The sequence below is a fragment of the Pseudomonas sivasensis genome (assembly GCF_013778505.1).
GTDB lineage: Bacteria > Pseudomonadota > Gammaproteobacteria > Pseudomonadales > Pseudomonadaceae > Aquipseudomonas > Aquipseudomonas sivasensis.
Genome location: NZ_JAAOWU010000027.1, coordinates 31,739 through 54,230, shown reverse-complemented (window position 1 = coordinate 54,230; position 22,492 = coordinate 31,739). Strand labels below are relative to the sequence as shown.

The 22,492-nt window shown below is 60.6% G+C and carries 20 protein-coding genes; 6 read left to right on the top strand and 14 right to left on the bottom strand.

The window, feature by feature from the left end; genetic code table 11:
• Nucleotides 1-23: 23 nt before the first annotated feature.
• A complete protein-coding gene (locus tag G9Q84_RS27570) occupies nucleotides 24-794 on the bottom strand; it encodes an ABC transporter substrate-binding protein (protein ID WP_095186427.1) in 771 nt (256 codons plus the stop codon).
• A 266-nt stretch (nucleotides 795-1,060) separates the two neighbouring features.
• Between G9Q84_RS27570 and G9Q84_RS27565 the strand changes: the two genes are divergently transcribed.
• Nucleotides 1,061-2,743 carry an AMP-binding protein gene (locus tag G9Q84_RS27565; RefSeq protein WP_181644426.1) on the top strand — a complete coding sequence of 561 codons (1,683 nt, stop codon included), beginning with the start codon at nucleotides 1,061-1,063 and terminating at the stop codon, nucleotides 2,741-2,743.
• A 45-nt stretch (nucleotides 2,744-2,788) separates the two neighbouring features.
• Here the strand turns inward: G9Q84_RS27565 and G9Q84_RS27560 are convergent, their stop codons facing one another.
• The 3 genes from G9Q84_RS27560 to G9Q84_RS27550 form a co-directional block, all read right to left on the bottom strand.
• The gene (locus G9Q84_RS27560; protein WP_181644425.1) at nucleotides 2,789-4,843 is read right to left on the bottom strand and encodes a TonB-dependent receptor; all 2,055 of its coding nucleotides are present in this window, start codon (nucleotides 4,841-4,843) and stop codon (nucleotides 2,789-2,791) included.
• A gap of 233 nt (nucleotides 4,844-5,076) precedes the next feature.
• Entirely contained in the window at nucleotides 5,077-6,351 is a 1,275-nt protein-coding gene (locus tag G9Q84_RS27555; RefSeq protein WP_181644424.1) for a glucarate dehydratase family protein, read from the bottom strand.
• Nucleotides 6,348-7,715: an MFS transporter gene (locus G9Q84_RS27550; protein ID WP_095186448.1), complete on the bottom strand. Its 1,368-nt coding sequence runs from the start codon at nucleotides 7,713-7,715 to the stop codon at nucleotides 6,348-6,350. The genes G9Q84_RS27555 and G9Q84_RS27550 overlap by 4 nt, the downstream gene beginning before the upstream one ends.
• A 106-nt stretch (nucleotides 7,716-7,821) precedes the next feature.
• On the opposite strand from G9Q84_RS27550, the gene G9Q84_RS27545 reads away from it, so the two are divergent.
• Together G9Q84_RS27545 and G9Q84_RS27540 are read left to right on the top strand one after the other, a co-directional pair.
• Nucleotides 7,822-8,721, top strand: coding sequence for a LysR family transcriptional regulator (locus G9Q84_RS27545; RefSeq protein WP_032885460.1), 900 nt, complete (start codon nucleotides 7,822-7,824; stop codon nucleotides 8,719-8,721).
• A gap of 513 nt (nucleotides 8,722-9,234) precedes the next feature.
• Nucleotides 9,235-9,387: a hypothetical protein gene (locus G9Q84_RS27540; RefSeq protein WP_181644423.1), complete on the top strand. Its 153-nt coding sequence runs from the start codon at nucleotides 9,235-9,237 to the stop codon at nucleotides 9,385-9,387.
• 441 nt (nucleotides 9,388-9,828) lie between these two features.
• Here the strand turns inward: G9Q84_RS27540 and G9Q84_RS27535 are convergent, their stop codons facing one another.
• The gene (locus tag G9Q84_RS27535; protein WP_181644422.1) at nucleotides 9,829-10,188 is read right to left on the bottom strand and encodes a hypothetical protein; all 360 of its coding nucleotides are present in this window, start codon (nucleotides 10,186-10,188) and stop codon (nucleotides 9,829-9,831) included.
• Between the two features lie 199 nt (nucleotides 10,189-10,387).
• Between G9Q84_RS27535 and G9Q84_RS27530 the strand changes: the two genes are divergently transcribed.
• The 3 genes from G9Q84_RS27530 to G9Q84_RS27520 are packed head-to-tail and all read left to right on the top strand — an operon-like array spanning nucleotide 10,388 to nucleotide 14,440.
• Nucleotides 10,388-10,846: a (2Fe-2S)-binding protein gene (locus tag G9Q84_RS27530; protein WP_032885461.1), complete on the top strand. Its 459-nt coding sequence runs from the start codon at nucleotides 10,388-10,390 to the stop codon at nucleotides 10,844-10,846.
• Nucleotides 10,846-13,083 carry a xanthine dehydrogenase family protein molybdopterin-binding subunit gene (locus G9Q84_RS27525; RefSeq protein ID WP_122681338.1) on the top strand — a complete coding sequence of 746 codons (2,238 nt, stop codon included), beginning with the start codon at nucleotides 10,846-10,848 and terminating at the stop codon, nucleotides 13,081-13,083. The genes G9Q84_RS27530 and G9Q84_RS27525 overlap by 1 nt, the downstream gene beginning before the upstream one ends.
• A 16-nt stretch (nucleotides 13,084-13,099) precedes the next feature.
• Nucleotides 13,100-14,440: a cytochrome c gene (locus G9Q84_RS27520; RefSeq protein ID WP_181644421.1), complete on the top strand. Its 1,341-nt coding sequence runs from the start codon at nucleotides 13,100-13,102 to the stop codon at nucleotides 14,438-14,440.
• A gap of 21 nt (nucleotides 14,441-14,461) precedes the next feature.
• Here G9Q84_RS27520 and G9Q84_RS27515 read toward each other — a convergent pair whose 3' ends face one another.
• From G9Q84_RS27515 to G9Q84_RS29460, 9 genes are all read right to left on the bottom strand, one after another.
• Nucleotides 14,462-15,085 (bottom strand): hypothetical protein, encoded by a 624-nt coding sequence (locus tag G9Q84_RS27515; RefSeq protein ID WP_032885465.1) that lies wholly within the window; start codon nucleotides 15,083-15,085, stop codon nucleotides 14,462-14,464.
• Nucleotides 15,085-15,783 (bottom strand): hypothetical protein, encoded by a 699-nt coding sequence (locus G9Q84_RS27510; protein ID WP_032885466.1) that lies wholly within the window; start codon nucleotides 15,781-15,783, stop codon nucleotides 15,085-15,087. Before G9Q84_RS27510 ends, G9Q84_RS27515 begins: the two co-directional genes overlap by 1 nt.
• A 53-nt stretch (nucleotides 15,784-15,836) precedes the next feature.
• The gene (pstB, locus tag G9Q84_RS27505; RefSeq protein ID WP_050442813.1) at nucleotides 15,837-16,598 is read right to left on the bottom strand and encodes a phosphate ABC transporter ATP-binding protein PstB; all 762 of its coding nucleotides are present in this window, start codon (nucleotides 16,596-16,598) and stop codon (nucleotides 15,837-15,839) included.
• A 76-nt stretch (nucleotides 16,599-16,674) separates the two neighbouring features.
• Nucleotides 16,675-17,586: a phosphate ABC transporter permease PstA gene (pstA, locus tag G9Q84_RS27500; RefSeq protein ID WP_032885467.1), complete on the bottom strand. Its 912-nt coding sequence runs from the start codon at nucleotides 17,584-17,586 to the stop codon at nucleotides 16,675-16,677.
• Nucleotides 17,586-18,551, bottom strand: a complete 966-nt coding sequence (pstC, locus tag G9Q84_RS27495; RefSeq protein WP_032885468.1) for a phosphate ABC transporter permease subunit PstC — start codon at nucleotides 18,549-18,551, stop codon at nucleotides 17,586-17,588. The genes pstA and pstC overlap by 1 nt, the downstream gene beginning before the upstream one ends.
• A gap of 74 nt (nucleotides 18,552-18,625) precedes the next feature.
• A complete protein-coding gene (gene pstS / locus G9Q84_RS27490; protein ID WP_099603326.1) occupies nucleotides 18,626-19,654 on the bottom strand; it encodes a phosphate ABC transporter substrate-binding protein PstS in 1,029 nt (342 codons plus the stop codon).
• Nucleotides 19,655-19,782: 128 nt separating this feature from the next.
• Nucleotides 19,783-20,070 (bottom strand): YdcA family protein, encoded by a 288-nt coding sequence (locus G9Q84_RS29465; protein WP_375803678.1) that lies wholly within the window; start codon nucleotides 20,068-20,070, stop codon nucleotides 19,783-19,785.
• 392 nt (nucleotides 20,071-20,462) lie between these two features.
• The gene (locus G9Q84_RS27485) at nucleotides 20,463-22,262 is read right to left on the bottom strand and encodes a glycosyl hydrolase family 28 protein (protein ID WP_181644420.1); all 1,800 of its coding nucleotides are present in this window, start codon (nucleotides 22,260-22,262) and stop codon (nucleotides 20,463-20,465) included.
• A 38-nt stretch (nucleotides 22,263-22,300) separates the two neighbouring features.
• On the bottom strand, nucleotides 22,301-22,492 hold the full coding sequence (locus tag G9Q84_RS29460; protein ID WP_242461490.1) for a tautomerase family protein: 192 nt from the start codon (nucleotides 22,490-22,492) through the stop codon (nucleotides 22,301-22,303).

Here is a 22,492-nt window from a genome sequence, read left to right as displayed (position 1 = left end):
GCAACAGCAGCAGCCCCGCTGCATCAATCACCGTAAATGTCAGCCTTGAAGTACTGCTGCGAAATCTTCTGGTACTCACCACTGGCACGAATGCCGTCGATGGCCGTGTTCAATTCGCTGACCAGCGCCTCGTTGCCCTTGCGCACCGCAATCCCCGCGCCTTCGCCGACGTATTTCGGGTCCTTGAGCTCCGGCCCGACAAAAGCGTAGCCCTTGCCCCGTGGCATTTGCAGGAAGTCATTCAAGGGGATGGTGTCGGCAAAAATCGCATCCAGCCGCCCTGCCGCCAGGTCCATGTAGATCTCTTCGTTATTGCTGTAGCGCTTGACGTTAATGCCCTTGGGCTCAAATACCTCGGTGGCGTAACGGTCGGTGGTGGTCGCACGCTGCACACCGACGGTCTTGCCCTTCAGGCTGGCGTACTGGTCATCCACCACCGCGCCGTCTTTCATCACAAGACGCGATGAGGTGAAGTAGTACTTGTGGGTGAAATCTACTGACTTCTTGCGGTCTTCGTTGATGGTCATGGACGACAGGGCCATGTCGATTTTCTTCACCTTGAGGGAAGGAATCAGACCATCGAACTCACCTTCAACCCACACGCACTTGACCTTCATCTGCGCGCACAGCGCGTTGCCGATGTCGTAGTCAAAGCCGACGATGGTGCCTTCCTGGGTCTTGGAGGCAAACGGCGGGTAGGCCGCCTCGATGCCGATGCGCAGGGTTTTCTCGGCGGCCCATACGTGGCTGGAAGCGATTAAGGCCAGGGCGGTGATAAGCAAGCGTTTCTTCATGGGGGATCTCGCAAGTTGTTGTTGGTTTGGCAAGAGAGAAGAAAAAATCCAGCAAGAGCTTTTGTACTTATAATTCCATACTGGACTTTTATGTATTGATCGTCAATCCAGCCCCTGCACCCATGACTTTTTTGCACAACACACCGGTGTTTTTGAGCGTTCATCTCTGGATTTATGCGTGCCTATACTCGGTTCAGCCCCTCGGTTGAACCGTGGGTCACCGCAGCACAGAAATGTCCCTACAACAATAATCAAGGACACCGACCATGACGCATCCCTTCCTGGCCGCGCGGGATTTTCTGCTCGCCCATCGCACCGATTACGCCACCGCCGTTCGCGACTTCCGCTGGCCGCAGCTGGATGCGTTCAACTGGGCTCTGGACTACTTCGATGCCATGGCCGAGGGCAATGCGGCCAACGCGCTGTGGATCGTCGAAGAAGACGGCAGCGAGCAGCGCTACAGCTTCCAGCAACTGGCGACGCGCTCAAACCAGGTGGCCAACCATCTGCGTGCCCTCGGCGTGCGACGCGGCGACCGAGTGCTGTTGATGCTCGGCAACGACGTGGCGTTGTGGGACACCATGCTCGCCGCCTTCAAACTCGGCGCGGTGGTGATCCCGGCCACCGCCCTGCTCAACCCGGATGATCTGCGCGACCGTATCGAGCGTGGCCAGGTTCGCCATCTGGTGGTCGGCGAGGCGCATGTCGGCAAGTTCGACGGCCTGGGCGATGGCTGTAGCCGCATCTGCGTGGGAGCTGCGCCCAGCGGCTGGGTCGCGCACAACGCCGCATTTGAATACCCCGAGCAGTTCGAAGCCGAAGGCCGCACCCTGGCCACCGACCCCATGCTGCTGTACTTCACTTCCGGCACCACCTCCAAACCCAAGATGGTACTGCACAGCCACCAAAGCTACCCGGTGGGCCACCTGTCGACGATGTACTGGATCGGCCTGCAACCGGGCGATTTGCACCTGAATATCTCGTCTCCAGGCTGGGCCAAGCACGCCTGGAGCTGCCTGTTCGCGCCGTGGAATGCCGGCGCGTGCATCTTCATCCATAACGTCGCGCGGTTCAGCGCGCCGGCCTTGCTGACAGCGCTGGAACAATATCGTGTGACCAGCCTGTGCGCCCCGCCGACCGTGTGGCGCATGCTGATCCAGGAAGACCTGGCCAGTCACAAGGCGCGCCTGAATCTGCGTGAATTGGTGGGTGCGGGCGAACCCCTGAACCCGGAAATCATCGAGCAAATCCAGCAGGCCTGGGGCTTGCCGCTGCGCGATGGTTTCGGCCAATCGGAGACCACCGCCCTGGTCGGCAACACCCCCGGCCAGGAGCTCAAGCCAGGGTCCATGGGCCGTCCACTGCCAGGCTATCGGGTCGTGCTGTTGGACGCCGACGGCCTACCGGGCAACGAAGGGGAAGTCGCGCTGCCGCTGGATGTCCGCCCTCTCGGTTTAATGGTGTGCTACGAGGACAGCCCGGAAAAAACCGCCGAAGTGATGCGTGACGGTTACTACCGCACCGGCGATACCGCGCAGATCGACAGCGACGGCTACATCACCTTCGTCGGTCGCGCCGATGACGTGTTCAAGGCCTCCGACTACCGCATCAGCCCGTTCGAACTGGAAAGTGCGCTGATCGAACACCCGGCGGTGATGGAAGTGGCCGTAGTGCCCAGCCCAGACCCACTGCGCCTGGCGGTGCCCAAAGCCTTCCTGATCCTGGCCCACGACGCCCCCGGCAGCGCCGAGCTGGCCCGCAACATCCTCGCCTTCGCCCGCGAACACCTCGCCCCGTACAAACGGGTGCGGCGCATCGAATTTGTCAGCGAACTGCCCAAAACCATTTCCGGCAAGATCCGGCGGGTAGAGCTGCGGCAGATGGAGGTGGTGCGTCGCCAAGGGGATGCGCGGGGTGAGCACGAGCATTTCGAGGAGGATTTTTCCTGAACGCAGAACCCGGCGCCGCAGCGCCGGGGCACGCAGGAATACAGCTTACAGGTCGTAACGCAGCGCCATGCCAAAGGTGCGCGGCGCGCCGGCGTCGATGATTTCGTCATCGCGGTTGTTGGTGACGTAGCGCTTGTCGAAGGCGTTTTTCACGAAGCCCGAGACAGCCACGTTCTTGGTGACTTTGAATTCGCTGCTGAAGTTGGCCAACACGTAGTTGTCGCTCCTGCGCTCGCCGTTGACCTTGCCCGCTGAATCGAACTCGTACGCCGAAGGCGCGCTGCTCTGGTACGTCACGTCGGTGTTGAAGGTCAGGCGCTCGTTGAAGCGATAGATGCCGCCCACTGAAGCCTTGTACTTGGGCGAGTAGTAGAACGCTTCGCCGCTGCGGTCCTGGCTGTTGCCGACGATGAAGTCCTTGTACTTGCCATCGGTTATCGCGCCACCGAGGGTCAGGGTCAGTTGCTCGCTCAGGTCTTTCTCGATGAACACTTCCAGGCCCTTGATATCGCTGCGACCGGCGTTGTACACGTTGATGACATTGCTGTTGGCTTGCCGCACGCTGACCTGCTGGTCTTTCCAGTCGGTGTAATACAGGTTGGCGCGTGCACGCAGGGTGTCTTCGAGAAATGAACCGCGGTACGACAGCTCATAGTTGGTGGTGTATTCCGGGTCATATGCCTCGTGACCGCTGCCGGAGCGCACGTTCACGCCACCGCCGCGATAACCTTTCTGCACTATGAAGCCCAGGTACTGGCCGGTGGCGAGTTCGTAGTTGATGCCCAGTTTTGGCAGCACGGCCGCGAACGACTTTTTGACCTTCGCCGCGTCGGACAGGTCGTCCTGCTTGATGTCGGTGTCGTTGGTTTCGTGGTCGTAGCGCAGGCCGGTGACCAGAGTCCAGCGCGGTGCGAAGGTCCAGTCGACCTCACCAAACAGCGCCTTGTTTTCGATGACTGTGTCGCCTTTCACCGTGACCGCCAATACGTCATCGAACAGCAGTCGGTCGTGGAAATTGTTGGAGTTATGGCCGTAATAGGCGCCGACGAAACTTTTCACCGTGTCCGAGCTGTAGTTGAGGCGCAGCTCCTGGCCGAACAGGTTGCCATCCTGCTTGCGTCGGATGACTTCATTGGCGTCGGCAGTCTGGTCGAAGTCCAGGCGGTTGGTGTAGTCGGACCGGGTGTTGGTGGTCAGGCTGGTCAGCGACCATTGGTCATCGAGGCGGTAGTCGACCTTGGCGCTGACGGTGTCCTGGTTGAGGTTGTCGAACGCTTGGGTATCGGAGGACACCTTGTAATAGCGCACCTTGTCCGGGGTGCGGATGATCGAGTTGTCACCCTGGCGGTGCTCGTTATGGGCGTAGGTCAGCAAGACGTCGAGATCGTCGTTGGGCAGGATCAACAGCTTGCCGCGCGCGTTGCTCGTGCGGTGCGGGTTGGCATCCTTGCCGAGGGCGATGTTGTCGATGTAACCATCGCCATCTTGATAATCCAGGGCGATGCGACCTGCGATCTTGTCATCGACAATGCTGCCGCCACCGGCCACCGCTGCGCCTTTTTCTCCGTAGTTGCCCACGTTGGTTTGCGCCGAAAAAGTCGGTTGGAACGTCGGGTTGCGGGTCTGGATTACTACGGCGCCGGCCAGGGAGTTACGTCCCTGGGTGGTGGATTGCGGGCCGAGGAAGACTTCTACCTGTTCCACGTCCCACAAGCCGGTAGGGCTCAGCGTCAGGGTGCGGTTGGGTTGCACGGCACCATCGACATACACCGAAACGGCGCCATTGAGGGTCGCGGGGCCCTGGTCGTCGAATCCGGACACCGGTACACCGCGAATGCCCCAGTTTTCGTTACCAGCCTGGCTGTACACACCCGGCGTGCGCGCGAACACATCGACCAGGCTGTGATCGGCCTTGTCCCGCAGTTGTTGTTCGGTCACGACCACAACGCTGGATTGGGTCTGCTCAAGGGAGCGGTTGATTTTCTCGCCACTCACCGTAATCGGCGCGATTTCCATCGTGTTGGGTTCGGCAGCCCAAGCCCCTGAAGCCAGGCAAACCGACCCGACCGCCAACGCAATTGTGTTCTTTTTGAAATTCACGCCCAGCTCCCCTAGCACCCTTCGTTATTGTTTTTTATGGCGGGCTGAAGGCAGCCAAACGCCAGCGGGGCTGAGTCTAAGGGATAAAAAAACCAAAGTGAATTTAATTGATAAGAAATCTCATTTGAGATAACCACGCATTCACGTATCAGCTTGAATACATAGCGCGGCACGGCGTCCCGCGAAAAAAAAGGCCCGGTGGCGCACCACCGGGCAAAACGAAGCGACCAGCTTCAATAACGCGGTTTGACGGTTTTCCACTCCGGTTGATAGCGCTGCATCTGTTTCACGTCGTCGCGCTGGCGGATGCCACAGGTAAGGTATTGATCATGCAGCTTGCCCAATTGGTCATGGTCCAGTTCCAGGCCCAGCCCCGGTGCGCGGGTGATTTTTACGCAGCCGTCGACAATCGGCAGCTTGCCGCCCTTGATCACCTCTTCATCCGGCTCTTGCCACGGGTAATGGGTGTCGCAGGCGTAGTCGAGGTTGGGCACCGACGCGGCCACGTGGGCCATGGCCATCAGGCTGATGCCCAAGTGCGAATTGGAGTGCATCGACACGCCCAGGCCGAAGGTCTGGCACATCTTCGCCAGCGCCTGGGTGTCGCGCAGGCCGCCCCAGTAGTGGTGGTCGGCAAGTACGATCTGCACACTGTTAAGCGCCACGCTGCGGCGAAACTCGTCAAAGTCGGTGACCACCATATTGGTCGCCAGGGGCAAGTCGGTGCGTTTGTGCAGCTCGGCCATGCCGTCCAGGCCGGGGGTCGGGTCTTCGTAATATTGCAAGTCATCGCCGAGCAACTCGGCCATGCGGAGCGAAGTTTCCAGGGACCAGTTGCCGTTCGGGTCAATGCGCAGCGGCACGCCGGGGAAGGCCCTTTTCAGGGCCTTGATGCATGACACCTCGTGCTCGGGTTGCAGCGCACCGGCCTTGAGCTTGATGCTTTTGAAGCCGTAGGTGTCGATCATGCGCCGGGCCTGGGCGACGATCTGTTCCTCGTTCAGCGCTTCGCCCCAGCTGTCGGGTTTATACGGTGAATCAATGTGCTTGGCGTATTTGAAAAACAGGTACGCGCTGAACGGGATCTGGTCACGGATCGCGCCGCCGAGCAGGTCCACCAACGGCACGTTCAGTGAGCGCGCCTGCAAATCAAGAAACGCCACTTCGAACGCCGAATAGGCATTGCTCACCGCCTTGCTGGCGTGGGAGCCCGGTGCCAGTTCGGCGCCGGCCAGGCTCGCCGGTTTATGGGCGGCGACGGTGGCCTGCACGATGGCGCGCAATTGGTTGAGGTTGAAGGGGTCGAGCCCGATCAACTGTGACTGTACCTGCTGCTGGATCGCCAACGCCGGGGCATCGCCGTAGCTCTCGCCCAGGCCGATGTAGCCGGTGTCGCTCTCGATCTCGATGATCGAGCGCAGCGCGAAGGGTTCGTGAATACCACTGGCGTTGAGCAATGGCGGGTCACGGAAGGCAATCGGGGTGACGGTAACGCGGACAATTTTCAAGAGGCGGCTCCCTGTGGACCGGAACGCAAGGCGTGAGGATGGGTGGACGATTTGGACGCAGGCGGCACAGTGCCCCGAGGCGCGGTGCGGGCAAAAAACACCACCACCGCCGCCACCAGCGAGGTGGCCGCCAAGCCATACAGGCCGCCCTCGATGGAGCCGGTGGTCTGTTCCAGCAAGCCGAAAGTGGTGGGCGCAACAAAGCCGCCCAGGTTGCCGACCGAATTGATCAAGGCGATCACCGCCGCGGCGATGCGCGCATCCAGGTAACCCTGGGGAATCGGCCAGAACAACGCCGAGGCAGCCTTAAAGCCAATTGCGGCAAAACAGATGGCGACAAAGGCAAACACCGGCCCGCCGGTGGTGGACATGAACATGCCGAATGCGGCGATCACCAGCATCAGTGACACCCACGCCTGTTGGTGCTTCCACTTGCTGGCCAACGACGCAAAACCGTACATCGCGACGATGGAAATCAACCAGGGAATGGAGTTGAACAGACCAACCTGGAAGTCTCCCAGGTTGCCCATTTTCTTGATCATGCTCGGCAGCCAGAACGTGGCGCCGTAGATGGTCAGGGCGATGGAGAAGTAGATGAAACAGAACAGTGCGATCTGTTTGTCGGCAAGCAATTTGAACATCGACGGCCGCACGCTCTGGCTCGCCTCACGGGCTTGCTGCTCCAGCGCAATGGCAGCGGCCAACGCGTGTTTTTCGTCGTCGCTGAGCCACTTGGCCTGATGGGGATGGGACTGCAACCAGAACCACACGAACCCGCAGAGCACGATGGAGGCAAAGCCTTCGATCAGGAACATCCACTGCCAACCATGCAGGCTCAGGCCGCTGACGTTGAGCAGTGCCCCCGACACCGGCCCGGAGATGACCGAGGCGATCGCCGAGCCACTGAGGAAAATCGCCATCGCCTTGCCACGCTCGGCGGCCGGCAGCCATTGAGTGAAGTAGTAGATGATCCCCGGGAAAAACCCGGCTTCGGCGGCGCCGAGGATAAAGCGCAGGATGTAGAAACTGGTTTCGCCCTGAACAAAGGCCATGGCCATCGCCGCCGCGCCCCAGGTGAACATGATGCGCGTCAACCAGGCCCGTGCGCCGTAGCGCTGCAAGAGCAGGTTGGACGGCACTTCGAAGATCGCGTAACCGATGAAAAACAACCCGGCGCCCAAACCATAGGCCGCCGCGCCAATGCCCAGGTCGGTCTCCATATGGCTGCGCACAAAGCCGATATTGACCCGGTCGATGTAATTGACGATGAACATCACCACGAACAGCGGCAGTACATGACGCTTGACCTTGGCGGCCGCGCGGGCAAGCACGGTCGGGTCTGGCGGATTCTGGAGGGTTTCCACGGGCAACTCCCATTCATTGTTTTTTTAGGGGCAGAACAATGATGGACGCCGTGAATTGTTCCCGTCTAATCTAACTTGGCATCCGATTGATACCGGGATTAGATCAATGTTCGAGCTGACGCAACTGCGCTGCTTCACCACCGTAGCCACTGAGCTGAATTTCCGCCGCGCTGCGGAACGGCTGAACATGACCCAGCCGCCGCTGAGCCGGCAGATCCAATTGCTCGAACACCACCTGGGTGTAGAGCTGTTTACTCGCACCACTCGCAGCGTCGCGCTCACCGCTGCTGGCCGCGCGTTTTTCATCGAAGCCCAGAACCTGCTGGAGCTTGCCCAGCAAGCGGCCGTGACCGCGCGACGGTTTGCAGAAGGCGATATCGGCACGGTCAACATCAGCTTCGTCGGCAGCGCGGTGTATGAGTTTCTGCCCAAGGTGATCGCCGAGGCGCGTCTCAAGCAGCCTCACGTCAAGATCGACCTGGCCGAGATGAACACCTACCAACAATACGAAGCCCTGCGGGCCCGACGCATCGACCTGGGCATCGTCCGCGCGCCCCTGCTGGAACCGGGCTACGCCACCGAATGCCTGGTGCGCGAGCCCTTCGTGCTGGCGGTGCCGAGCAGCCATCGCCTGGCCAACGCCGAGACGGTCAGCGTGCACGACCTCGACGCCCAACCCTTCCTCATGTACGCCCACGCCGCCTACCCGCCCTTCAACGAACTGCTCACCGGCCTGCTGCGCTCGGCCCGCGTCGCGCCAGATTATGTGCAGTGGCTCGGCTCGTCCCTGACCATCCTCGCGCTGGTCAACGCCGGCATGGGCCTGGCCCTGGTACCTCGTTGCGCCAGCAGCGTAGTTTTCAAGAACGTGGTGTTCCGCGACATCGACCTGGGCGAAGGCGCGCAGAGCGAATTGCACCTGATCTGGCGTGAAAACAACGACAACCCGGCATTTGCCATGTTGCTGGAAGGGATTCGCAATGCAGTGCGTGAGGGGTGGGCCTGAATAGCGATAGATATGGGGTGCTCTTGCTGTTGGGGTGAGCGGATTTTTTGTGGTGAATGGATGTTATGGGGTGAATGGATTTGTTGTGGTGAACGGGTGTCCTGTGGTGGGTGGATTGTTGTGGTGAACGGATGTCCTGTAGTGAGCGGGCTTGCCCCGCGCTGGGCTGCGAAGCGGCCCCATCAAGAACACCGCATTTCTTCCGGTAAATCTCGGTGGCAGTTTTGGGGCTGCTCCGCAGCCCAGCGCGGGGCAAGCCCGCTCACCACAAAAAAACCGTGCACCACAGAAAACCTCACAACTACAAAAAGACGGTGCACCACAGAAAACCTGATCATCACAGAGGTCCTGCCAACCACGGTAAATATGGGTTGTTATGCCTGGTGAACAGGCTGTCTATGGTGAGTGGATTTGTTGTGGTGAACGGATGACCTGTGGTGATTGGATTTGTTGTGGTGAACGGGTGTCCTGTGGTGAGCGGGCTTGCCCCGCGCTGGGCTGCGAAGCAGCCCCATGAAGAACACCGCATTTCTTCCGGTAAATCTCAGCGGCAGTTTTGGGGCTGTTCCGCAGCCCAGCGCGGGGCAAGCCCGCTCACCACAAAAAGACCGCGCACCACAGAAAACCTCACAACTACAAAAAGACGGTGCACCACAGAAAACCTGATCATCACAGTGGTCATCACATCCACGGTAAATATGGGTTGTTATAACTGGTGAACAGGCTGTCTATGGTGAGTGGATTTGTTGTGGTGAACGGGTGCCCTGTGGTGAGCGGGCTTGCCCCGCGCTGGGCTGCGAAGCGGCCCCATCAAGAACACCGCATTTCTTCCGGTAAATCTGGGGGGCAGTTTTGGGGCTGCTCCGCAGCCCAGCGCGGGGCAAGCCCGCTCACCACAAAAAAGACCGTGCACCACGGAAACCCTAACGACCACAAAAAGACCGTGCACCACAGAAAACCTGATCATCACAGTGGTCCTGCCAACCACGGTAAATATGGGTTGTTATGCCTGGTGAACAGGCTGTCCATGGTGAGTGGATTTGTTGTGGTGAACGGGTGTCCTGTGGTGAGCGGGCTTGCCCCGCGCTGGGCTGCGAAGCGGCCCCATCAAGAACATCGCATTTCTTCCGGTAAATCTCGGTGGCAGTTTTGGGGCTGCTCCGCAGCCCAGCGCGGGGCAAGCCCGCTCACCACAAAAAGACCGCGCACCACAGAAAACCTCACAACCACAAAAAGACTGTGCATCACAGAAACCCTCACAACCACAAAAAGACCGTGCACCACAGAAAACCTCACAACCACAAAAAGACCGTGCACCACAGAAACCCTAACAACCACAAAAAGACCGTGCACCACAGAAAACCTCACAACCACAAAAAGACCGCGCACCACAGAAACCCTAACAACCACAAAAAGACCGTTCACCACAGAAACCTGTTCATGACAGAAAGCCTGATCACCACGCAAAGGCCAGACTCCACCACCGGGCTTCACCGCTGTCAGTCACCCAATCCTGTTGAATCCTTGCCTGATCCTCTGAATATGGCGGCCAGCAGATAGATACCCCTTGCGCGGTGGTCTAGAGTTCGACGATGGGCGACTTCTCGTCGCACCACTCCTATAAGAAATCAGCACCACCAACCGATGATCAGCAGGTGAGCCAGCCATGGAATTACGTATCAACCAAAAGGCCTATCAGGTCGAGGCCGAAGCCGACACGCCATTGCTGTGGGTAATCCGCGACAATCTGGGCATGACCGGTACCAAATACGGCTGCGGCCTGGCCCAATGCGGCGCCTGCTCGGTGCTGGTGGACGGCAATGTAGTGCGTTCGTGCGTCACCCCGGTAGCCGGGGTCGTTGGCCGCGAGATCACCACCATCGAAGCCATCGAAGCCGATGACGTGGGCAAACGTGTCGTGAGTGCCTGGGTCGAGCACCAGGTAGCGCAGTGCGGTTACTGCCAGTCCGGACAAGTGATGGCAGCCACCGCGCTGCTCAAGCACACCCCCGCTCCCACCAAAGAGCAGATCGACGCAGCGATGGTCAACCTGTGCCGCTGCGGTACCTACAACGCCATCCATACCGCCATGTACGACCTGGCCGCCGGGAAGGAGACTGCCTGATGAATATGCCAGGACTCATCCCCGGCCTCTCCCTGGACGAGCCAGTTAACCTGTCCCGCCGACGCTTCCTGGCCAGTACGGCCGTGGGGGCGCTGGTCATCGGTTTCGGCCTGCCGCTCGGCTCGGGCCGGGTGCAGGCTGCCACCGGCGCGACGACAGAACGTGGCACCCAAGTGCCGGCCTTTCTGGAGATTCGCCCGGACGGCACTGTTCGCCTGCTCAGCCCCTTTATGGAAGGCGGTCAGGGCACCCACACCGCCATGGCGCAGATTGTCGGCGAAGAACTCGACGCCGACCCGGCCACGTTCATCGTTGAAGCCGCGCCACCCGGTGAGGCTTATGTGGTGATGGACAACGGCATGCGCATCACCGGCGGCAGCATGTCGGTGCGCATGAGCTATCCGACCATGCGTCGCCTGGGCGCCCTCGCCCGCGCCATGCTGCTGCAGGCCGGCGCCGAGCAGCTCGGTGTGCCAGTGGCCCAATTGACCACCCAACCCGGCCGCGTGGTTCACGCTGCGTCCGGTCGTTCCCTGGGCTATGGCGAGTTGGCCAGCCGCGCCCTGGACATGCCGGTGCCTGATGCCGCGAGCATTACCCTGCGCGACCCGAGTCAATTCCGCTGGATCGGTAAACCGGTCAAGCGTGTGGACGCCTACGACAAATCCACCGGCAAGGCGCTATACAGCATCGACCTGAAAGTCGACGACATGCTCCACGCCGCCGTGCAACATGCGCCGCGCCTGGGCATGACCGTGGGCAGCCTGCGTAACCAGGCGCAGGTCGAAGCCATGCCAGGCGTGCACTCGGTGCATCAACTGCCTGGCGCAGTGGCGGTCGTCGCCGAACGCTGGTGGCATGCCAAGCGCGCGGTAGAAGCCATCCAGGTCGACTGGTTGGAAGCGGCCGCTGACGCCAAAGTCCGCGCGATGCCCGCCGACTTTTCCAGCGATGGCTTCCGCGATTTCCTCGCCACCCAGCAAGGCCCGGCCCGTGACGATGAAAACGAAGGCGATGTGGCCGGCGCACTGAAAAACGCCAAGACTCAGATCGAGGCCACCTACCACAACCAGTACGTCAATCACGCCCAGTTGGAGCCGCCTTCAGCCCTGGCGCGTTTCAACCCCGACGGTTCCCTGGACATCTGGCTGCCCAACCAGGCGCCGGACATGTTCCGCGCTGACATCGCCAAGCGCACCGGCCTGGCGCCTGCACAAATCAATCTGCACTCACCGCTACTGGGCGGTTTTTTTGGCCGGCATTTCCTCTATGACTCGGCCAGCCCTTACCCGCAGGCCATTGCGCTGGCCAAGGCGGTGGGCCGTCCGGTCAAGCTGATCTGGAGCCGTGAAGAAGAGTTCCTGCGCGATGTACTGCGCCCGGTTGCGGTGGTCAAGTTCCGCGCCGCGCTGGATGCCGACGGCCTGCCCGTTGCCATCGAAGCCGTCAGTGCCACCGAAGGCCCCAGCGAAGCCATCGCCGGCAAACAGGGCGAAAAACTCGACCCCACGGCCCTCGAAGGCCTGACCGGCAAGAGCTACGCCATCCCCAACAAACGCATCGCGCAAATCTATGTCAAAGGCCCGGCCATGCTCGGCTACTGGCGGTCGGTGGGTAACTCGCTCAATGACTTCTTCTACGAAGCGTTCCTCGATGAACTGGCCGACCAAGGCAAACGCGACCCGTATGAGTTGCGCCTGCATTTGCTGCGGGACAACCCTCGGTTGACGACTTTACTCAAAGCGGTGGCCGAGTTGTCCGGCGGCTGGAAGCGTGGCCCTTACACCGCCGAAGACGGCACGCGACGAGCGCGTGGCGTGGCCATGGCCTCGCCGTTCGGTTCTCATGCGGCGGTGATCGCCGAGGTGTCGATTGAACACGGCCAGGTCAAGGTGCACCACATCTGGGAAGCCATCGACCCTGGCAGCATCGTTAACCCGGCGATTGTCGAAGCTCAGGTCAACGGCGCGGTAGCCCTGGGCTTATCGCAGACTTTGCTGGAGGAAGCGGTGTACGTGGACGGCAAGCCACGGGCGCGCAATTACGACCTTTACCCGATCCTGCCGCCGTCACGCATGGCGCAGGTGCACGTAAAGATCATCGAGAGTGGTGAAAAGATGGGCGGCATCGGTGAGCCTCCGCTCCCCGCTGTGGCGCCGGCCGTGGTCAACGCGGTGGCGCAATTGACCGGCCAGCGTGTTCGCAGCCTGCCATTAAGCCGACACACCTTCAGCTAACCGAGCGAGACCGCCCATGAACAACCGTCGATTCGCAAGAACCGTAGGCTGGCTCGCGCTGCCCTGCGTCATCGCCGCCGGCCTGATGGCCTGGTATGTCACCCGCCAACCGGCCACACCGTTTGAACCGGCACAGGCCACCAGTTTCGACCCGGCCCTGGTCAGTCGCGGCGAGTACGTCGCCCGCCTCAGCGACTGCGTGGCCTGCCACAGCCTGCCCGACAAGGCACCGTTCGCCGGTGGCCTGGAAATGGCCACGCCGCTGGGTGCAATTCACGCCACCAACATCACCCCGGACCGTACCCACGGGATCGGCACTTACAGCCTCGCCGACTTCGACCGAGCGGTACGCCACGGCGTGGCACCGGGCGGCCGACGGTTGTACCCGGCCATGCCCTACCCGTCGTATGCCAAGCTCAGCGACGACGATATACAGGCGATGTACGCGTTTTTCATGAAAGGCGTGCAACCGGCCAACCAGCCGAATATCCCCAGCGATATTCCCTGGCCGCTGAATATGCGCTGGCCCATCGCACTGTGGAACGGCCTGTTCGCACCAACGGCCACCTACGCCGCCAACCCCAACCAGGACGCGCTGTGGAATCGCGGCGCCTACATCGTCCAAGGGCCTGGCCACTGCGGCAGTTGTCACACGCCGCGTGGTCTGGCCTTCAACGAAAAGGCCCTGGATGACTCCGGCAAGCCGTTCCTCGCCGGCGCCCTGCTCGATGGCTGGTACGCACCCAGCTTGCGCCAGGACCCCAACAGCGGCTTGGGCCGCTGGAGCGAGCCTGAGATCGTGCAGTTCCTCAAGACCGGCCGCAACCAGCACGCGGTGGTCTACGGCTCGATGACCGAAGCGTTCAACAACTCCACCCAGTTCATGGCCGACGACGACCTGGCGGCCATCGCCCGCTACCTCAAGTCGCTGCCCGGCGACCCGCAGCGCGACGGCACGCCCTGGCAGTACGTGACCGCCGACGCGCGCCCGGACGCACCCGGCGCCCACACCTACGCAACCCGCTGCGCCTCGTGCCACGGCGCTGATGGCAAAGGCCAGCCCGAGTGGATGCCGCCCCTGGCCGGCGCCACCTCGGCGCTGGTCAAGGAGACGGCGTCAGCGATCAACATCACCCTCAATGGCGCACAACGCGTGGTCGCCGCTGGCGTGCCGGATGCGTATCGCATGCCGGCGTTTCGTGAACAGCTGTCTGATCAGGAAATCGCCGACGTGCTGACGTATGTGCGCGGTACTTGGGGTAATCAGGGTGGCGCGGTGGACGCCAAGGCGGTGGGTAAACTGCGTGGGCATACGGACCCTGCGAGCAGCAGTCCGATTATTTTGCATATGCGTTGAGGCGTGCCAACCCTAGGATTTTCAGAGCGCCTCAGGCAGAAAAAACCTGCGCGCGCTCTGTGTTGTTGGTGCGTGCCTGAGGGGTTGCTGACGGGCGAGTTGCGCCTGAACCTGCGCGACGGCCTCCAACACCCGCTGCGCCCAGTGCTCGTCCTGAGGGTCCACCACCACCACGCGAAAACCGTGGTCATGGCCTTCACTGCGCACACCTTCGGAGTCATCCACATGCAGGTCGATGTCGAAGGCCGGAGGGAATTTCGACGGTGAATTCGACAGCCCGTGCGCCGTCAGTGCCTGGTTATGCAGCACGCTGTTGACCACGCCGTCGACGCGGATGCCGTACAGCATCAGCCACCGTCGGATATAGGATGGCGTGCGACCGGACGAGGTATAGACCCAGATGCTGCAGCCCTGGCGGCGTAGTTCGCGGGTCAGGGAGCGCGTGCCGATTCGCAGCGGTTCACCCAGCCAACGGTGCACGCAGGCCGGCAGCCGGCTCGGCTCGACGTCGCAGTGGTGGAGCTGGCAGGCCAGGGTGTCGTCTATGTCGAACGAAATGCGGATGCGCGGGCGCTTAAGCAGTTGCATCGGGAGAAGGCGCTGGAGGGCCTGCCCTGCCCTGGCGAACAGGAGAGAACCGCTCATCAATGGCCCCCTTGATAGACGGGCACGGGCTGGTCCTTAAGAAAAAACTTCATTGGATCCGGTGCCTGTTCTTCGAGGAAGGCTGCGTATTTTTTCTTGATCTTGGGCAATTCGTACAACGCCTTGACGCCATGTTTGGCTGAGTTACGGATGACTGATGAGGGGTTGAAGTAGCCTTCGGCGTTCTCCAGCGACAGCACGAACGGCGGCAACCCTGCACGCATCAGCAAATAGCTGACGATCAGCGAGCCGCTGCGGTTGTTGCCTTCGATGAACAACTGCGGCTTGCTGAGGATGCGTACGTACACCCCGGCTGCACGCTTCCAGACCGACTCACTGCGGTACGCGCAGTACCAGTTGTACAAGTCCTTGATGCCGCCCTCGACGTTGTTGAAGAAGTGTTCTTCGGTCGCCGCCAGGTGCTGGGCGTATTCCAGTCGGCGAGTCGGGTCGCTGCCACAGAGTACGGTGGCGTTGATCTCCAGCATCAGGTTCAGTTGCTGAAGGTCAAACAGGTCGACGCCCCGCGCCACGTAGTCGTCAATCAGCGCATAGCCTTCAAGCACGTTATGCAGCACTTCGTCAGTCAACGGATCGCGCGGCTCGGTAAAGTCCCGACTGAGCTCGGCAAAGCGCTGCTGTACCTCACGCAGTGCACGTTCAATCGCGGGCAAATCAAGGCGTCGTGTTGCTGGCATTGGCATTCCTATAAACAGGTGAAAATGCGCGAGCGTCCGAGCTCGCGCAGGGTTCAGCTGAACTTACCGGTGATGTAGTCACCGGTCATTTGCTCGCGCGGGTTCTGGAAAATCTGCTCCGTAGGGCCCATCTCAACCAGATAGCCGGTACGCGTGCCTTGGGAAATATCCACCGAGAAAAACGCCGTGGTGTCAGCCACACGAATGGCTTGCTGCATGTTGTGGGTCACCAGGGCAATGGTGTAGTCCTTCTTCAGCTCAACCATCAACTCCTCGACACGGCGCGTGGCAATCGGGTCGAGTGCCGAGCAGGGCTCATCGAGCAACAGCACTTCTGGCTCGGTGGCGATGGCACGGGCGATACACAGGCGTTGCTGCTGACCACCGGACAGAGACAGGCCGCTGACCTTGAGTTTGTCCTTGACCTCATCCCACAACGCCGCACCTTGCAGGGCGTGTTTGACGCGGTCACCCAGGTCGCCTTTGTAGCGGTTCAGGCGCAGGCCGAAAGCGACGTTGTCGAAGATGCTCATCGAGAACGGGTTCGGCTGCTGGAACACCATGCCGATATAGCGGCGCACGACCACTGGATCCACGCCCTTGCCGTAGACGTCCTGCCCGAGGAAGTGCACGTGGCCCTCAAAGCGGAAACCTTTGACCAGGTCGTTCATGCGGTTGAGGCTACGCAACACGGTACTTTTGCCGCAGCCGGAAGGACCGATGAAGCCAGTGATCTTGTTCTTTTCGATCGGCACATGGCTGTCACGTACGGCCAGGAAGTTGCCGTAGAAGATCTTATCCAGCTTGCAGTCCATGACCACAGGCGCCTGGGTGACAAACGGAGCGGCTATTTGCGCAGTTGAGACGTTCAAGATTCAGATGCTCCCGTTTTCAATACTTTGGCTTGCCGAAAATACGGCTCACGATATTCACGACCAGCACGATCATTACCAGTACCAGCGACGCCGCCCAGGCGAGTTCAAGCTGGTTGTCGAAGGGCATGCCGGAGAAGTTGTAAATCAGCACGGCCAGCGAGGCCGTCGGATTCATCACCGCCAGGCTGCCGTCGTGGTAGATCCAGTAGTTGCTGAACAGTGCGGTAAACAACAGCGGCGCGGTTTCGCCTGCGGCGCGAGCCACGGCAAGCATCACGCCGGTGAGGATTGCCGGCAGGCCGGTGGGCAGGACGATTTTCCAGATCACCTGGGAGCGGGTGCAGCCCATGCCGTAGGCGGCGTCCTTCATGATCTTGGGCACCATGCGCATCGATTCTTCAGCGGTCAGGACCACGATCGGCAGCATCAGTACCGCCAGTGCCACACCACCGGCCGGAGCCGAGTAGGTGCCGGTGGTCATGACCACCAGGGCGTAGGCGAATACACCGGCCAGGATGGAAGGCAGGCCGGTGAGCATCTTCGCGGCAAAACGCGCGGCGTTCGCCAGCTTGCTGTCTGGGCCCAGTTCGGCGAGGAAGATCGCCGCCATGATGCCGACCGGCACGGCGATGGCAGCGGCGATGCCGACCATCACGAAGGTACCGGCCATTGCGTTGCCGAAACCACCGCCGGTCTCGAAACCAGTCGGCGGCAGCTCGGTGAACACTTCAAGGCTCAGGCGCGCGCCGCCACGCATGATCAGCATGTAGAGCACGGAAATCAGCGGCACGCTGGCCAGTAGCGCGCCTGTCCAGACCAGGGTGGTCAATACCAGGCTGCGCAGGGCGCGGCCTTCGAACCGGCGCTGCAGGCTGGGCATCGCGCCTGCGGGGGACGTCAGGTCGGTTGCAGCAGTGAGATCAGTCATCACTTATTACCCCGTTGGGCGTACATCATGATCATGGAGCCGAAGATGTTGACGATCAGCGTGATCAACATCAGCACCAGTGCGGCGTACATCAGCACCTCGATCTCGTTCGGCCCGGCTTCCGGAAAGTTCAGCGCCAGCAAGGCCGCCAGGGTGTTGGCCGGTGCGAACAGCGACAGAGAGATGTTGTTGGCATTGCCCACCAGCATGGCCAGGGCCATGGTTTCACCGAGTGCGCGGCCCAGGCCCAGCACCAGGGAGCCGAAGATGCCGGTAGCGGCGGACGGCACCATCACCTTGAGAATCGCTTCCCAGTGAGTGGTGCCCATACCGTAGGCCGCTTGCTTGGTTTTCATCGGCACGGCGGTGAGGGCGTCCTGGGACACGGCAGCGATGGTCGGCAGAATCATGATCGCCAACACCAGCGCGGCCGGGAGCAGCCCCGGACCGCTCAAGGAGGTGCCGAAAAAAGGGATCCAGCCGAGTTCGGTGTTCAACCAAGCGGTCAAAGGCCGGATCGCCGGAATCACCACGTAAATGCCCCACAGGCCATAAACGACGCTGGGAATGGCCGCGAGCAGTTCGACGATGGTGCGAAACACCGCCGCCAGCTTCGCCGGCAAAAAATCTTGGGTAAGGAAAATCGCCATGCTGACGCCGAAAACACCTGCGATCAGTAACGCGATGAAGGCACTGTAAAGCGTGCCCCAGATGGCCGGCAGAATGCCGTACTTGCCTTGGTTAACGTCCCAGACGCTTCCGAAGATCACATCAAAACCGTGCTTTTCCATGCCTGGAAGGGCCTTGCGCCCGACTTCAAACACCAGGGCAAACACCAACGCCAGCACCAGAACCACACCTATCCGCGCAAGCGCACGGAAGGTGCGATCAACCAGGAAGTCCTTCGTAGAAGGTGGCTGGCAGGCAGAGTCCGGGTTACCCGGTACGACAAAAGGTGTGTTCATTGGCTAATTCCGGAACAGGGGGGTAACTCTCCCGGCAAGGCTGACAGCACCCGCCGAGAGAGGCCTCACGGGCGTTACTGGATGTTGGCGGACGCTTTGCGAACCTGATCGACTACCGATGGCGGCAGTGGGATATAGCCCATCGAGTCAGCGATTTTCTGGCCTTCGGTCAGGCTGTATTCGACCATTTCACGCATGGCCTTGGCCTTGGCCGGGTTGCCGTTGTCTTTGCGGAAGATCATCCAGGTGTAGGAGGTGATCGGGTAGGACTTGGCACCGTCCGGATCCGGCAGCCAGGCCACCAGGCTTTCCGGCATCTTCACCGCAGCCAGTGCTTCGGCACCGCTTTCGGCGTTAGGGACAACGTACTTGCCGGCCTTGTTTTGCAGCTGGGCAAAGTCAACCTTGGCCAATTTGGCGAAGCCGTATTCGATGTAGCCAATCGCGCCTGGGGTCTGGCGTACGGTGGCGGTCACACCATCGTTCTTCGGCGATTTGATGAATTTGTCGCTGGCAGGCCAGTTGACGGTGTTGCCTTCGCCCAAGTCCTTCTGGAACTGTGGGTTGATGGCCGCCAAGTGCTTGGTGAAGACGGCAGTGGTACCGCTGGAGTCTGCACGCACGACCACGGTGATCGGCATATCCGGCAGTTTCAAGCCAGGGTTGGCAGCGACGATCTGCGGATCGTTCCACTTGGTGATCTTGCCCAGGAAGATGTTGGAGTACACATCGCGTGGCAACTTCAGCTCTTTAGGATTGCCTGGCAGGTTGAACGCCAGCACGATTTCGCCCGCGGTCATCGGCAGCAACTGCACGCCTTCGGCGACCTTGGCAATGTCTTCATCTTTCATGGCCGAGTCACTGGCGGCGAAGTCCACGGTTTTGTTCAGGAAGTCCTGAACACCCGCCCCGCTCCCCTTGGATTGGTAGTCAACCGTGACGCCATCGGTCTTTTTGCTGAAATCCTTGAACCAGGTGAGATAGATCGGCGCTGGGAAACTGGCGCCAGAACCTGTCAGACGGACGTTTTCGGCGGCAAATACCGAGGTGGCACTTAGAGAAACCGCAACGGCGAGTGCAGCAGACTTCATCAGACGTTTCATTCAGGGAAATCCTTGTGATTACGGGCTCCCGGAACTCTGCATCAGCATTGTTACGCTTTTATGAAAATTGAATGGCAAGCCGCTATTTTGTCCCCCTTTTGCGCCACAGCTACGCATTTCGCTGTTGTTTAGTGGCGCCGGTAACTTTTCTGCCCGGAAGGCGTAAGGCAAAACACCCCGCCCCGTGGCCCGGTACAGTACGCACCGCTACCGCAGCTGCAACTCTGCGAGCGACCTTGCAGCGGCTGCACGGCGGGGCGTGCCAGGCGGTTGCCCGTGTAGGCGGTGCAACTTTTTTTAGAGGCGCTTATGGAGCCGTCGTTGCACAGGAATACGTCCCCATCACAACCGGCGATACCTCCTTTACGACCTGAACACGGCGTATTGGCCGCCAGAACGGACAGGCTCGACAGCATCAAAATAAAGCCCAGGACAAACACGCGGATAAGGCCAGGAGACATTAGGAATACTCGAAATAAGTGGCCCAATGCTATCAATCTTTGAGCACAGCCGCTGGCGATTAACGCAGCTTTCTCATGCATGCAGCCGGGCTTCGTTCTTCGTCTCCCGCGCGCCAGCGCCTGAGCAAAGCGAGGTCTATCTGATCTACGGAAATCAAAATGTGGGAGGGGGCTTGCCCCCGATGAGTGAGTGTCAGCTAATCATCGGTGACTGACACACTGCCATCGGGGGCAAGCCCCCTCCCACATTTGGACGGAGTTCGACTTAAGAAACCGGTCGGCGCCAAGGCCACCGCGCTCTGGCTTTTGATCCGCAGTGGCCCCGTTGCCCACGTTGCTACGTACGCTTAGGGCGTCGGCTCCACGTCCTTGAACACCAGCCCCTGGCTACCACTCACCTGCCACGGATTGCCACCACCGGTCTGACTGAACACCACACGCTCGAAGCGTGAATCTTTCAGCCCATCAATACGCGCCTTGGCCGCGCCGCTGAAGCGCACACGCTCGAACACCAACCCCTGATGATAGGCATTATGCGCGGCATCGCCCTTGACCTCGATCGCCGCGCCCTGGGCATTTTCCACGCTGACGTCACTCACACGGATGTCCCTGAACTGCCCGGCAATCGTGGAGCGCTGATAATCGAGTTTGGCGTTCGGGTCGTTGTAGTCGAGGGTGAAGATGAACGCCTGCTTGACCGTGTTGCGAATCGCCGAATCACGGAAGATAACGTTGCGCGCGCCGCCGCCCATGAAGTTGGTGCTCTTCATACGCAACCCGGCATCAGTGCCGTCGGAGACGTTGTCTTCAGCGAGGATGTTCTGGATCCACGCACCGGTATGACTGCCGGCCACCACCATGCCGTGGCCCTTGCGGAAGTAGTTGTTGAAAATCCACGCATCTTCCTGGGGCGGCTGGTGCACGGCATTCGCACCGGTGCCGGCGGCGAAGTTGACGCAGTCGTCGCCGGTGTCGAAGAAGTTGTTGAAGACCATCGCGCCCTTACTGTTGGCAAACTCGATGCCGTCGCCGTTGTTGGCGTCGTAGGTCTTGTGGGTGGTGTTGGCCAGCACCACGTTTTCGGTCTCCAGGTTCATGATGCCGTGGAACGCCGGGTTCACCACGGTGAAGCCGCCGTAGAACACGTTCTTGACGTTACGCAGGGTGATCAGCGAGGAGCGCATTTGCCCATACGCGTCCTTCACATTCATGCCGCGAGCGACGGCTTGCTCCACCTGGGCCTTGGCAAGCAGGCCGTCCTGGGCATAGCGGGTGTTGTCGCTGGGCAGGTAAAACGGCAGTGCCTGGCCACGCTCATCGACGACATCGGCGTTGCGCTTCCAGCCATTGCCGTCGAGGGTTCCCTTACCGACGATGCGGATGTTTTCAAATGACTGATGCTGGCGCGGATCGCGGGGCAACGCGTTGATCAGCGAGGCCGGGCGTACGGTGGTGGAATACGGGTATTGGATGTAACCAGCCAACGGGTAATCTTCGGCGCGCTCTGAGCCGAGCAGGGTCGCCCCTTCGGCGATCTCCAGGGTCATGTTGCTCTTGAGGTAGAGCGCACCGCTTTTGTAGGTACCTTTGGGCAGCAGGACTTTGCAGCCCGGGGTGCAGGCATCAATGGCGCTCTGGATTGCCAGGGTATCGAGTTGATTGCCATCGCCCTTGGCGCCGTACTTTTTCACGTCAAACAGGGCCGCGACCTTGGTGGTGCGTTGCTGCACGGGGGCACTGCCTGCCGACTCCTTGCCGTTGCCATCCACCGAACGCACGGTGAAACGGTAGGCCGTGTCGGGCTTCAGGCCTTGGGCGGTGTAGCTGTGAATGCCGATGCGATGGTGGAAATTGGCCGTGTCCTGCCGGTAGAACTGGTCGATGTAGGGCTTGGCCGGTGACACCTGATCGTTGTTGGCGTTGGCACTGCCCAGCAAGGTGCCGTTGGCGTACACCCGGTAATCCTTGATGCCGGCATGATCAGCGGGTTTTTCCCAGACCAGAATGATGTGCTGGTCGTCATAGGCCAGGGTCGGTACTTGCACTTTTGACGGTGCTTGCAGCGCCCAGGACAGCGGGCTGCAACCCAGGGCGATGAGGGCCAGTGCGCAACGCGCTGAGGATTTTTGCGAGGGTTGATACGGCATGTTGTTCTCCTTGTTTTTGCCGGTATTAACGTTGAGGGCTACATCGGTCGCCCGGACTCTTCGAGGTATTGGCTGCGGTTGATGAAGGTTTCGCGGGGCATTTCGCGCACGTCCATGGACAGTGCTTCGACCTGTGGCAGCAATTCAATCAGGGCGGCGAGTGTCGCCGAGGCGAGGCTGCGTTGTTGTTCGGCCGTGCGCCCGGCGAACAGATACAGGGCCACGTGCAC